Genomic DNA, 12,392 nt, shown 5'->3' with positions numbered 1-12,392 from the left:
GCTCCAGGTGGTGGGCTCAGTTCGGCGGCGTGCCGTTCTCCGCCAGGACCAGACCGGCCAGATAGAGCGAGCCGCAGATCAGGATGCGGGGCGGCGCTTCCCTGTCGTCCCATGTATCGTGCAGCAGCATGAGCGCGCTGGCGACCGAACTGACAGGCTCTGCCGACAGACCGGCTTCGACCGCACGCACCGCCAGTTCGTCATTGGATACACCGGCATCGCTGAAGCTGCCCGGCACAGTGTAGACATGGCGCGCCAGTCCCTTGAAGGCGCTGAAATAGCCGCTCTGGTCTTTGGTATTGATCATGCCGGAAATGAGAAACAGCGGCCTTGGATTTTTCTCCTCCTGCTCGGCCATCGCCTCGGCGACGACCAGGCCGGCACCCGGATTATGGCCGCCGTCCAGCCAGATTTCGGCGCCCTCAGGGGCCATATCGACCAGCCTGCCCAGGGTCAGCTTCTGCATGCGGCCCGGCCAGACGACCTTGGCCATCGCTTTTTCTGCCGCACGCGCGTCAATTTCGAAGCCCGCCGCCTTGACTGCCGCAATCGCCGCCGCCGCATTGGCGAACTGGTGGCGGCCGGGCAGGCGTGGCGGCTGCAAATCCATCAGTCCGTCCTCGTCCTGATAGACCAGGCGGCCATTTTCCCCGTAAGCAAGGAAATCCTGTCCATAGACCGATACCGGGCAGTCCAGCCGCTCGGCTGTCTCGACCAGGACAGCGAGTGCCGTCTCGCTCTCCTGCGCGCCGACGACGACCGGGCAGCCGCGCTTGATGATCCCGGCCTTTTCCGTGGCAATCAGTTCCACGCGGTCGCCAAGATAGGCCTGATGATCGAGCGACACCGGCATGATTACCGATACGGCCGGATTGGAGACGACGTTTGTAGCATCGAAGCGCCCGCCGAGCCCGACCTCGATGACGGCTGCATCGGCGGGATGTTCGAAAAACAGGAGAAAGGATACCGCCGTGAGGATTTCAAAGACGGTGATCGTCTCGCCGCCATTGGCCCTGGCGACCCGCGCGATGGCGTCGGCGAACACTGCGTCCTCGACGAAACGGCCGCCGCCATCGGCCGCAAGCCTGTAGCGCTCATGCCAGTGGACCAGATGCGGCGACGTGTGGACATGCACGCGGTAGCCGGCTGCTTCCAGAAGCGCGCGCGAGAAGGCGGCGCAGGAACCCTTCCCGTTGGTGCCCGCAATGTGGATGACCGGCGGCAACCGGTCTTGCGGATTGCCCAGCCTGTCGAGCAGGCGTGAAATCCGGTCAAGCGACAGGTCGAAGCCCTTCGGATGCAGGGTCAGCAGATTTTCGATCTCGCGGTCGGCGGCAAGCGTTGTCATGATGCAGTCCTATGCGCGCCGCGTCGCGCGCAACGCGGTTCCAACCGCGCCGTTTCGTGTCAGGCTTGCGGCCGGCTTTCGGGAGCGGCAGCGGCCGGGGGCAGGATTTCCGGCGCCAGCGGCTTTTCTTCTTCTGGCAGCTTGAGCAGGATTTTCAGCAGCCGCGCGATGGTTGCGCGCAGTTCCAGCCGCGACACCACCATGTCGACCATGCCGTGCTCCATCAGATATTCGGAGCGCTGGAAGCCGTCCGGGAGCTTTTCGCGGATGGTCTGCTCGATGACGCGCGGTCCGGCAAAGCCGATCAGTGCGCCGGGCTCGGCAATGTGCACATCGCCCAGCATGGCATAGGAAGCGGTAACGCCGCCCGTGGTCGGATTGGTCAGGACCACGATATAGGGCAGGCCCGCTTCCTTCAGGCGGTCGACGCCGACCGTGGTGCGCGGAAGCTGCATCAGCGACAGGATGCCTTCCTGCATGCGCGCGCCGCCGGAGGCCGCGAACAGGATCAGCGGCCGCTTGCGCTGGCGCGCCACCTCGAAGGCATGGACGATGGCCTCGCCGGCAGCCATGCCCAGCGAGCCGCCCATGAAGGCGAAATCCTGCACGGTCGCCACCACCGGCAAGCCCTCGACGGAACCCAGCGCGTTGAGGATGGCGTCTTCCATGCCGGTCTTGGACTTGGCGTCCTTCAGCCGGTCGACATAGCGCTTTTCGTCGCGGAATTTCAGCGGGTCCTGCACGACCTTGGGGTTTTCCAGCGTCTCGTATTTGCCGTCGTCGAAGAAGAATTTCAGCCGCTCCTTGGCCGAAATCTTCATGTGATGGCCGGAAGCCGGAATGACATACTGGTTTTCTTCCAGATCCTTGTGGAAGACCATCTCACCGCTCTCGGGATCCTTGATCCAGAGATTTTCGGGCATGTCGCGCCGACCCAGCATCGAATTGATCTTGGGGCGGACGTAGTTGGTGATCCAGTTCATGACTTCGCTTCCCGTTTGTACGGAAGATGGGGAATTTATTCGACGCCAGCAAGGCGGGCGGCGCGGACGCCTTGCGCCAGCCCGGTGACCAGCGTGGCGACGGCCTCCGCCGGGTCGGCGGTGCGCTCGCCGTTCGGGCCCAGCACATTGGCGACGGCGTTGACGATGGCCGTGCCGACGACCACGCCATCGGCGGACGCCCCGATGACCCGCGCCTGCTCGGCGGTCTTGACGCCGAAGCCGACGCAGACCGGCAGGTCGGTGTGGCCCTTGATGCGTTTCACCGCGTCGGCGACCTTGCCGGTGTCGGCGAGAGCCGAGCCGGTGATGCCCGTCATCGACACGTAATAGACGAAGCCCGACGTATTCTGCAGCACCTTGGGCAGCCGCTTGTCGTCGGTGGTCGGCGTGGCAAGACGGATGAAATTGATGCCCGCCTTCACGGCCGGAATACACAGTTCCTCGTCCATTTCCGGCGGCAGGTCGACGACGATCAGCCCGTCGATGCCGGAAGCGACGGCATCTTTCAGGAAACGGTCGACGCCGTAGATGTAGATCGGGTTGTAGTAACCCATCAGCACGATCGGCGTCTCGTCGTCGCCCTGGCGGAAGTCGGCCGCCATTTTCAAGGTTTTAACCAGCGTCTGGCCGGCTTTCAGCGAGCGCAGGCCAGCCGCCTGGATCGCCGGGCCGTCGGCCATCGGATCGGAAAACGGCATGCCTAGTTCGATGACGTCTGCGCCCGAGCGGGCCAAGGCCTTCATGATCGACAACGAGGTGTCGTAATCCGGGTCGCCGCCCATGAAATAGGTGACAAGCGCCGGACGGCCTTCTGATTTAAGCTTCGCCATGCGGCGGTCGATGCGGGTGTCGGTCATTTCAGATCTCCATGCCCATCATCGAGGCCACGGTATGCACGTCCTTGTCGCCGCGGCCGGACAGGTTGACGATCATGATCTTGTCCTTGCCCATGGTCGGCGCGATCTTCATCGCATGCGCGATGGCATGCGCCGATTCCAGCGCCGGGATGATGCCTTCGACACGGGTGGTCAACTGGAAGGCTTCCAGCGCCTCGTCGTCGAGGATCGGCACATATTCGACGCGGCCGCTATCGCGCAGCCAGGAATGCTCCGGGCCGACGCCGGGATAGTCGAGACCGGCCGAGATCGAATGGCCGTCCATGATCTGGCCGTCGTCGTTTTGCAAAAGATAGGTGCGGTTGCCGTGTAGCACGCCCGGCTTGCCGGCGTTCATCGAGGCGCAATGCTCGTCGCCGTCCAGCCCGCGCCCACCGGCTTCGATGCCGATGATCTTCACATCCTTGTCGTCCAGGAAGGGATGGAACAGGCCGATGGCGTTGGAGCCGCCGCCGACGGCCGCGATGATCGTATCCGGCAGGCGGCCTTCCTGCTCGAGGATTTGCGCGCGCGCCTCGATGCCGATCACCGACTGGAAGTCGCGAACCATCTCCGGATAGGGATGCGGGCCGGCGGCTGTACCGATCAGGTAATAGGTGTCTTCAACGTTGGTGACCCAATCGCGAAGGGCTTCGTTCATGGCGTCCTTCAGCGTGCCGTGGCCGGCGCTGACCGGCTTCACTTCCGCGCCAAGCAGCTTCATGCGGAAGACGTTGGGGCTTTGGCGGGCGACGTCGGTCGCGCCCATATAGACCACGCAAGGCAGGCCGAAGCGCGCCGCGACGGTGGCCGAGGCAACGCCGTGCTGGCCGGCGCCGGTTTCGGCGATGATGCGCTTCTTGCCCATACGCCTGGCCAGCAGGATCTGGCCGAGGCAGTTGTTGATCTTGTGCGAACCAGTGTGGTTCAAATCCTCGCGCTTGAAATAGATTTTCGCACCGCCCAAATGCTTCGTCAGGCCTTCCGCGAAATACAGCTTGGACGGCCGCCCGGCATAATGAGTCGACAGGTTCTGCAACTCGGCCTTGAAGGCCGGATCGTCCTTGACCTCGCTCCAGTTCTTTTCCAGTTCGAGGATCAGCGGCATCAGCGTTTCGGCAACGAAACGACCGCCGAAAATGCCGAACATTCCCTGTTCGTCGGGTCCGGTGCGGAATGAATTTGGCATCGCCGGCTGGTTCATCGCCGATCTCCTACAAAAGCCGAAAGTCAGGCGGCACGGTTGTCGGTTGCTGCGGCAACGGCCCGGAAGAATTGTTCGATCAACGCCGCGTCCTTGACACCCGGCGCGCTTTCCACGCCCGACGAGATGTCGATGCCGCGCGGGTTGGCAAGCCGGAGAGCCTCGCCGATATTGGCGGCGTTGAGCCCCCCGGAAAGCATGTAATCCAGCGTAGCGTCAAGGCCCGCCAGAATGCGCCAGTCGAATGCGACGCCATTGCCGCCGGGAAGCGTGGCGTCTTTCGGCGGTTTTGCATCGAACAGGAAGCGGTCCGCAATGCCGACGAATGGCCCGATTCGCTCCAGATCGGCGGCCTCGCTGATCGCCAGCGCCTTGATCGCCGGCAGGCCGTAGCGCGCCTTGACCTCGGCCACGCGCTGCGGCGTTTCAGCTCCATGAAGCTGCAGCATGTCGGGCTGCATTTTTTCGACGATTTCGTCCAGCGCTTCATCGGTGGCGTTGACGGTTACCGCAACCGCGCTGGCCTTGCCGCGCGCCGCCTGGCGCAAGCGGCCTGCCTCGGCCGGAGCAATGTTGCGGGGGCTTTTCGGGAAGAAAATAAAGCCGACATGGCTGGCGCCGCCGGAAAGGGCAGCGGCCACGGCCGCATCGGTTTTCAACCCGCATATTTTTATGTCGAGAGCCATGCGGCGGGATTGGCATGAAACGGCAAAAGAGTCGAGGAAAAGCATGTCGTTGCCGTTGTCGCCAAAGGCGCTATCTGTATCCTTCAACAAGGAAGAGGCACCCATGGCTGAAGAAACCGCCGACCAACTCAGGAAGAAGCTCGAGCAGGCCCATCAGGTCATCGCGCAGCTCATGGACAAGGCTTCCTGCAGCGGCGCGGAGGCGCACCGCGCGCTGGGCTATTTTGCCGGTAGCGACTTCGATGAAAATTTCCTGCCCTGGCCACGCGGGGACGACGAAGTTTTGCGGCCGGATGAATTGAGTGCCGCAAACGACGGTTGAATATGTAGATCACTCGAAGGCAATGGCCTGCAACGCGCTGCCGTTGCGTTTCAGCCAGGCCTTGCACCGCTCGGTATCCGGGCAGAGTTCCCCGCACAGCTTCCAGAATCCCGGACCGTGGTTCATCTCCTTGAGATGCGCCACCTCATGCGCCACGAGGTAATTGATTACCGCCGGCGGCGCCATCATGATGCGCCAGGAAAACGACAGCGTTCCGTCCGAGGTGCACGAACCCCAGCGGCTCGACGTATCGCGAAAACGGATCGCCTTGGCGTTTCTCCCCACCGTTGCGGTATGGCGGGCGACAAGCGCGTCGATCTCGCGCTTTGCCTCGCGCTTGAGGAAATCGGCGACGCGGCGCGGCAGATGCAGGCGGTCGCCATGGACGGCCAGAAACGGGCCGGAACCGTCGTGCCCGACCGAAACCATACCGCGCCTGCCCGGTTCGTGAACGATCAGGTGGGGCAGACCCCGGAACGGGATTTTGATGCCGGGGCGCACCTGCGGCCGCTCAGGCACCTTGGCCAGCCGCTGCTCCAGCCAGCCCCGATGCCGGTCGAGAAACTTTTCCACCTCGCCCCGGCGCAGGCCCGGCGGCACGGTGATGCGCAAGCCCTGCCCACCGGCGTCGATGCGCAGCGTGAGCCGGCGCGCGCGCTCGTTCTCGACGATCCGCAACGGCAGCGTGCGCCCCGCGACCGTGTGTTCGCGCGCTTCGACAGGCGACGGCGCAGGTTTTTGAAGGGTGCGGAAGAAGCCGAAGGACATGGCCGCAAGATACGCGATTCGAGGGGTTTAAGAAGAACAAAAAAGAAACGGCGCCGCTTGGTGCGGCGCCGTCTCTCTTGCCGGGATGGCCCGGATGGATCAATCGTCCAGCAGGCCTTCGGACGGCTTGTCGCCCTTCGGCTTGCGGGTGGTAGCCGGCGCGGTCGGCTTGTTGCGGTTGGCCATGAAGCGGTCGAACTCGTCCTGGTCCTTGGCGCGGCGCAGTTCGCGGGCGTACTCGTCGAACTGGTCGAGCATTTCGTCCAGCTTGCGGCGTTCCTCGTTGAGGCGCTCAAGTTCCTTTTCGCGCCAGTCGTCGAAGGCGACGTTGCCGGTGCGGGCCGAGCCGCGATTGCCCCAGCGGGCAGCCTTGTCCGAGCCACGACGGCAGCCGGCGAAGATGCCGTCGGTGGCGCGGTTCACGTCACGCTTGAAGCCGTCGAGGCGGTCGCCCCAGATGATGTAGGCGAGCATGGCGAAACCCAGCGGCCAGAACACCATGAAACCAACCACCATCAGCGCAATGGTCGCCGGGGTCCATGCCGGGCGGATCAATGCAGAAGTGTTCATTTCTACCGTTCCTTCAATTGGAGGCAGCCACGCTGGCTGCTTGGATTCGAGATGGGAACGCAAAAACGGCGATTCAAGACAGCGGCCGCCAAAACCCGACAAGTCCCTGAAAGTGCTATCGCTTTTTGAGGCCATCGAGCAGAAGGACAAGCAGGCCGCCGACAAGACCCCAGAAGGCTGAGCCGATGCCGAACAGCGTCAGGCCCGATGCGGTGACCGCAAAGGTGATGGTCGCGGCCATGCGCTCGTCCGCATCCTTGAGCGCTATCGACAAGGCATTGGAAAGCGACGCGATCAGCGCCAGGCCCGCCACCAGCACGATCAGGCTTTGCGGCAGGACGGCGAAGATCGCCACCAGCGAGGCTCCGAAAATCGCGAAGATCAGATAGGCAAGCGCGTAGAATGGCCCGGTCTTCCAGCGCTGCGCCGGGTCCGGATGCACGTCCGGCCCCGTGCAGATCGCCGCCGAGATCGCGGCGAGGTTGGTGGTGGATGCCCCGAAAGGCGCGCTCAGCACCGAGAAAAGGCCGGTGACGCCGATCAGCGGACCGGGTGCCGGATCGTAGCCGTCCGCCTTGAGCACGGCGAGGCCCGACAGGTTCTGCGACGCCATCGTGACGAGGTAAAGCGGGATCGCCAGGCCGATGACCGCAGACGCGGAGAACTCCGGCGCAATCAGGGTCAGCGTCGACAGTTCCGGCGTCGGCAGGCCGCCGACCCGGCCCGTCAGGAAGGCCGCCACGCCACCGCCGATCAGCACCACCAGCACCGAAAGCGCCGGGTTGAACAGGCGGATGACAAAGAACGCCGCAATCAGCGGCAGGATCAGCCACGGGTCGGCGGGAATGGTCTTGACCGCGCCGATGGCGAAGGTGACGACGATGCCGGCCAGCATGCCGGACGCCACCGACCCCGGTATTTTCGCGATCAGCCGCGTCAGCGGCTTGAACAGGCCGGTAACGACAAGAAGAACGCCGGTAACGAGAAAGGCACCCACAGCCTCGCCCATGGAAAAGCCGGTGCTGGCGGCGATCAGGGCCGCGCCCGGCGTCGACCAGGCGGTGATGACCGGCATTTTCGTGCGCCACGACAACCATGCCGTTTCGATGGCCATGGCGAGGCAGATTGCCGTTACCCAGCTTGCCGTCTGAAGCTGCGTTGCGCCGACGGCATCGGCGGCAGCAATGATGATGGCCAGCGTACCGCCGAAGCCGACGATAGCCGCGACGAAAGCGGATACGGGAATGGAAATGCGCATGCTATGCCCCTTGTCGCACCAGGGCCTCGACCGCGCGCACCAGCATGTCGAGATCCTGCGGCCGCGAAAGACGGTGATCGCCCTCGGGAATGAGCGAAAAGGTCACGTCATTGGGAGGGAGCAGGCTCGCCAGCTTTTGCGCATGGCTTGGCGGAACGTCCGGATCGGCCAGGCCCTGCATGATATGGACGGGGCAGCGCGGATCGATCGGCCCGGTCATGACGCGGTTTGCCCGCCCGTCCTCGATCAGCGCGCGCGTATAGATATATGGCTCGCCGGAATAATCGGACGGTTCCTCGAAATAGCCGTTTTCGGCGAGGTCGCGCTTTTGTGCGTCGGTCAAAGCCGGTTCGACCAGTTCGCTGGTAAAATCCGGCGCCGGCGCCAGCAGAACCAGCCCCGCGATCCGGCCTTCGCCGGACTTGAGCAATTCCTGCACCATGCGCAGCGCGATCCACGCCCCCATGGACGAGCCGACCAGAACCTGCGGACCTTTGGTGAAGTGGCGGAAGACGGCAAGGCTTTCGCCCAGCCACCGGGAGATGGTGCCGTCGGCGAAAGCGCCGCCCGACTCACCATGGCCGGAATAATCGTGCCGCAGATATTCGCGGCCCTGCGCTTGCGCCCAGACGGCCAGCGTTTCGGCCTTGGTGCCCAGCATGTCGGACTTGTAGCCGCCCAGCCAGACCACACCGGGGGCTGGGTCAGCGCCGGGGCCGGGACCTACGCCCGGTTGATGCCGGACCGCGATTTTGCATCCGTCGACGTCCATAAACTCGGCTTGCGTGGCGGCCATGGCAGTTTTTTCTCCGTGCCGGGTCCTTTTGGCACAGGCCCGCGCGCGACAAAAGTACCCGGCCAGGTCACTTTCTTGGCCCAGATAGGTATCGGCGAGTGGTGATTTTCGGTTAGGCTTGTGCTATTGACATCGACCGCGCGCCCACCACATTTGCGCGTCCGCATTCCTTAACTTCAAAACACTGAACGAAACGGCCAAGGAGACCACGACCATTCGCAGACCTTTCAAAGCCGCCGCGCCTACCAAGGACGGGCCGCGCGCCAATACCGACATTCGAGTTCCCCGTGTCCAGCTCATCGGCGTCGACGGTGAAAATCTGGGCGAAGCCTCCATCAACGATGCATTGCTGCTCGCCGAAGAGGCTGGGCTCGACCTCGTCGAGATTTCACCCAACGCCAACCCGCCCGTCGCCAAGATTCTCGACCTCGGCAAGCTGAAATACGCCAGCCAGAAAAAGGCCGCCGAGGCCCGCAAGAACCAGAAGGTCGTCGAGATCAAGGAGATCAAGATGCGCCCGAACATCGACGATCATGATTACGAGACCAAGATGAAGGCGGTCCGGCGCTTCTTCGACGAAGGCGACAAGGTCAAGCTGACCCTGCGTTTCCGAGGCCGCGAGATGGCGCATATGGAGTTGGGCATGCAACTCCTGAACAAGGTGCGCGAAGAAACCGCCACCATCGCCAAGGTCGAGGCGGAGCCGAAGCTGGAAGGCCGCCAGATGATGATGGTCCTGGCACCGCGCTGACCCTTCCCATCCCTGTAAAACAGGCGCCGGCGAGGCGCCTGTTTTTTTATCAACCAAGCGGCCGTCGCCAGGCGCTCCGCGAAAGCTTCCGACGATCGGATCCGCAATGGATGACAAGGCCAAGGAATCGCTCGGCACCTACCAGCGCATGCGACGCCTGGTGCTGGCCGTGGTCATCGTGGCCATGGTTGCCACACTGCTGTTTGGCCAGTCGGCCTTCGCGCCGGAGACCCCGGCTCACGAATCCATCGAAATGGTCGGCGTGCTGCTGATCTTCCTCGGCATCGTTGGTCGCTTGTGGTCGACGCTCTATATCGGTGGGCGCAAGTCCGCGGAGGTCGTCACCAGCGGGCCCTACTCCATCACCCGCAATCCGCTCTATCTGTTCTCATCGATCGCTGCCGCGGGCGTCGGTGCCCAGATGGGGTCGATCCTTGCCACCGTCGGTTTCGGCGTGTTTTGCGCGCTGGCCTTTCATTTCGTCATCCTTCGCGAGGAAAAATACCTGAAAGTGGCGCTTGGCGAAGACTACCGCGCCTATCTGGCCAAGGTGCCGCGCTTCTTTCCGAAGCTCTCGCTCTACCGGGAAGGCGACACCGGCAGTTTCAAGCCGCGCCTGCTGCTGCAGACGCTGCTCGACGGGCTGATCTTCCTGGTCGCCATGCCGGTGTTCGAAACGATCGACGCCGCCCAGACGTCGGGTCGCTTGCCGGTTCTGTTTCATCTGTTCTGAAAGACGGCAACAGGCAGGAACGGGTGTTGCACGCCACGCCTTTGTGCCGTATAGACCCCGCGTTCCTAAAAAACCGCCCGGCAGGGCATGCCGTGGCGGTTTCATTTGCTTTTCGGGCTTTGGTCGGCCTGGAGACAATTTCGGCGTAATCGTGCGCCCACCGTATAAGGATAAGCAAAATGCCCAAGATGAAGACCAAGTCAGCCGCTAAAAAGCGGTTCAAGATCACCGGTACCGGGAAAGTCCTGTCGGCAGCCGCCGGCAAGCGCCACGGCATGATCAAGCGTTCCAACAAGTTCATTCGCGATGCACGCGGCACCATGGTTCTGGCTGAACCCGATGCCAAGAAGATCATCAAGAATTTTCTGCCTAACGGCGGCGGCATCTGAGCCGGTTGAGAGCGATATTAAGGAGATCATGACATGCGCGTAAAAAGAGGCACTACCGGCCACGCCAAGCACAAGAAGGTCCTAAAGGCCGCCAAGGGCTTTTACGGTCGTCGCAAGAACACCATCCGCATCGCCAAGCAGGCGGTCGAGAAGTCGCTACAGTACGCCTATCGCGACCGCAAGAACCGCAAGCGCAATTTCCGCGCTCTGTGGGTCCAGCGCATCAACGCGGCGACCCGCGAGCACGGCCTGACCTATGGCCGCTTCATCGACGGCCTCAACAAGTCGGGCATCGAGATCGACCGCAAGGTCCTGTCCGACATGGCCATCCACGAGCCGCAGGCATTTGCAGCACTGGTGGCAAAGGCCAAGGTCGCGCTCGAATATTTGAAAGATACGACGCCGAACGCTTTTGAAAGCGCTGTCGCTTAAAGACCAGCGCTTCCCAAGCATTCTTGGATACTTGATTTGGGGAACCCGCGCTGGCACGGCTGGCGCGGGTTTTTCTTTGTCACCAATGTAACCAAATTGGTTCCAATCTATAACCAAAACGGCACCAGTCGCCGGAACGAGAGAATTAGCCGTGGACGCCAACGTTGGAAATCTTGAAGCTCTGGAAAGCTCTTTGCTGGCAGAGATCGCATCGGCTGGCGACGAGCCGGCCATCGAGGCTGTGCGGGTCGCCGCACTCGGCAAGAAAGGCTCGATCTCCGAGCTTTTGAAGACGCTGGGCGCGATGACGCCGGAGGAACGCCAGATCAAAGGGCCGGCGATCAACGGCCTGAAAATCAGAGTCACCGAGGCGTTGACCGCGCGCAAGATGGAACTGAAGGACGTCGCCATCACGGTGCGGCTTGCGGCGGAAAAGGTCGACGTGACGCTGCCGGTGCGCCAGTCGCCAGCCGAGCGCGGCCGCATCCATCCGATCAGCCAGGTCATCGACGAGATCGCCGCCATCTTCGGCGACATGGGTTTTTCGATTGCCGAAGGCCCGGACATCGAGACCGACCATTACAATTTCACCGCGCTGAATTTCCCGGAAGGCCATCCGGCGCGCGAAATGCATGACACCTTCTTCTTCCAGCCGGACGAGAAAGGTGAGCGCAAGGTGCTGCGCACCCACACCTCACCGGTGCAGATCCGCACCATGGAAACGCAAAAACCACCGATCCGCATCGTCATTCCCGGTAAGACCTACCGGCAGGATTCGGACGCCACCCACTCGCCGATGTTCCATCAGGTCGAGGGGCTGGTGGTGGACAAAACCGCCAACGTTGCCAACATGAAATGGGTGCTGGAAGAGTTCTGCAAGGCGTTCTTCGAAGTGCCGAGCGTCAACATGCGCTTCCGGCCATCCTATTTCCCGTTCACCGAGCCCAGCCTTGAGGTCGACATCCAGTGCGACCGCTCACGGCCGGGCGAAGTGCGCTTCGGGGAAGGCTCCGACTGGATGGAAATTTTGGGCTGCGGCATGGTGCATCCCAACGTGCTGCGCGCCGGCGGGCTCAATCCCGACGAGTATCAGGGCTTTGCCTGGGGCATGGGCATCGACCGCATCGCGATGCTGAAATACGGCATGCCGGATCTGCGCGCGTTCTTCGACGCCGACGTGCGCTGGCTGTCGCATTACGGTTTCCGCCCGCTCGACATGCCGACGCTGTTCGGCGGGTTGAGTTCGTAAGGCAGGA

The 12,392-nt window shown here is 62.8% G+C and carries 15 protein-coding genes; 6 read left to right on the top strand and 9 right to left on the bottom strand.

What is annotated here, in order from left to right; genetic code table 11:
- Nucleotides 1–16: 16 nt before the first annotated feature.
- From ACX3P1_RS01940 to ACX3P1_RS01920, 5 genes are read right to left on the bottom strand one after another with little or no spacing between them, the layout of a single operon-like run.
- Nucleotides 17–1,348, bottom strand: a complete 1,332-nt coding sequence (locus ACX3P1_RS01940; protein WP_459077831.1) for a bifunctional folylpolyglutamate synthase/dihydrofolate synthase — start codon at nt 1,346–1,348, stop codon at nt 17–19.
- Between the two features lie 59 nt (nt 1,349–1,407).
- Nucleotides 1,408–2,331, bottom strand: coding sequence for an acetyl-CoA carboxylase, carboxyltransferase subunit beta (accD, locus tag ACX3P1_RS01935; protein WP_459077830.1), 924 nt, complete (start codon nt 2,329–2,331; stop codon nt 1,408–1,410).
- 35 nt (nt 2,332–2,366) lie between these two features.
- Nucleotides 2,367–3,209: a tryptophan synthase subunit alpha gene (gene trpA / locus ACX3P1_RS01930; protein WP_459077829.1), complete on the bottom strand. Its 843-nt coding sequence runs from the start codon at nt 3,207–3,209 to the stop codon at nt 2,367–2,369.
- Between the two features lies 1 nt (nt 3,210).
- Nucleotides 3,211–4,431, bottom strand: a complete 1,221-nt coding sequence (gene trpB, locus ACX3P1_RS01925; protein ID WP_459077828.1) for a tryptophan synthase subunit beta — start codon at nt 4,429–4,431, stop codon at nt 3,211–3,213.
- A 26-nt stretch (nt 4,432–4,457) separates the two neighbouring features.
- On the bottom strand, nt 4,458–5,117 hold the full coding sequence (locus ACX3P1_RS01920; RefSeq protein WP_459077922.1) for a phosphoribosylanthranilate isomerase: 660 nt from the start codon (nt 5,115–5,117) through the stop codon (nt 4,458–4,460).
- A 103-nt stretch (nt 5,118–5,220) separates the two neighbouring features.
- Here ACX3P1_RS01920 and ACX3P1_RS01915 point away from each other — a divergent pair, with 103 nt between their 5' ends.
- Entirely contained in the window at nt 5,221–5,439 is a 219-nt protein-coding gene (locus ACX3P1_RS01915; protein WP_459077827.1) for a hypothetical protein, read from the top strand.
- Nucleotides 5,440–5,448: 9 nt separating this feature from the next.
- Here ACX3P1_RS01915 and ACX3P1_RS01910 read toward each other — a convergent pair whose 3' ends face one another.
- The 4 genes from ACX3P1_RS01910 to ACX3P1_RS01895 form a co-directional block, all read right to left on the bottom strand.
- Entirely contained in the window at nt 5,449–6,207 is a 759-nt protein-coding gene (locus ACX3P1_RS01910; protein WP_459077826.1) for a M48 family metallopeptidase, read from the bottom strand.
- A gap of 99 nt (nt 6,208–6,306) precedes the next feature.
- Nucleotides 6,307–6,777: a DUF2852 domain-containing protein gene (locus tag ACX3P1_RS01905; RefSeq protein WP_459077825.1), complete on the bottom strand. Its 471-nt coding sequence runs from the start codon at nt 6,775–6,777 to the stop codon at nt 6,307–6,309.
- 115 nt (nt 6,778–6,892) lie between these two features.
- The gene (locus ACX3P1_RS01900) at nt 6,893–8,035 is read right to left on the bottom strand and encodes a benzoate/H(+) symporter BenE family transporter (RefSeq protein ID WP_459077824.1); all 1,143 of its coding nucleotides are present in this window, start codon (nt 8,033–8,035) and stop codon (nt 6,893–6,895) included.
- A gap of 1 nt (nt 8,036) precedes the next feature.
- Nucleotides 8,037–8,831 (bottom strand): alpha/beta hydrolase, encoded by a 795-nt coding sequence (locus ACX3P1_RS01895; protein ID WP_459077823.1) that lies wholly within the window; start codon nt 8,829–8,831, stop codon nt 8,037–8,039.
- Between the two features lie 214 nt (nt 8,832–9,045).
- On the opposite strand from ACX3P1_RS01895, the gene infC reads away from it, so the two are divergent.
- The 5 genes from infC to pheS all read left to right on the top strand — a co-directional run bounded on the left by infC (nt 9,046) and on the right by pheS (nt 12,385).
- Nucleotides 9,046–9,582: a translation initiation factor IF-3 gene (gene infC / locus ACX3P1_RS01890; protein ID WP_459077921.1), complete on the top strand. Its 537-nt coding sequence runs from the start codon at nt 9,046–9,048 to the stop codon at nt 9,580–9,582.
- A gap of 106 nt (nt 9,583–9,688) precedes the next feature.
- Nucleotides 9,689–10,315 (top strand): methyltransferase family protein, encoded by a 627-nt coding sequence (locus ACX3P1_RS01885; RefSeq protein ID WP_459077822.1) that lies wholly within the window; start codon nt 9,689–9,691, stop codon nt 10,313–10,315.
- A gap of 179 nt (nt 10,316–10,494) precedes the next feature.
- Complete coding sequence (gene rpmI / locus ACX3P1_RS01880) at nt 10,495–10,704, top strand: 50S ribosomal protein L35 (RefSeq protein WP_459077821.1); 210 nt, start codon at nt 10,495–10,497, stop codon at nt 10,702–10,704.
- A 33-nt stretch (nt 10,705–10,737) separates the two neighbouring features.
- A complete protein-coding gene (rplT, locus tag ACX3P1_RS01875) occupies nt 10,738–11,136 on the top strand; it encodes a 50S ribosomal protein L20 (RefSeq protein ID WP_459077820.1) in 399 nt (132 codons plus the stop codon).
- Nucleotides 11,137–11,287: 151 nt separating this feature from the next.
- Nucleotides 11,288–12,385 (top strand): phenylalanine--tRNA ligase subunit alpha, encoded by a 1,098-nt coding sequence (gene pheS, locus ACX3P1_RS01870; RefSeq protein ID WP_459077819.1) that lies wholly within the window; start codon nt 11,288–11,290, stop codon nt 12,383–12,385.
- Nucleotides 12,386–12,392 lie beyond the last annotated feature (7 nt).

This window comes from Mesorhizobium sp. A623, assembly GCF_054489405.1.
The sequence above is the reverse complement of the archived record's forward strand: the minus strand, read 5'-3'. Positions and strand labels throughout refer to the sequence as shown.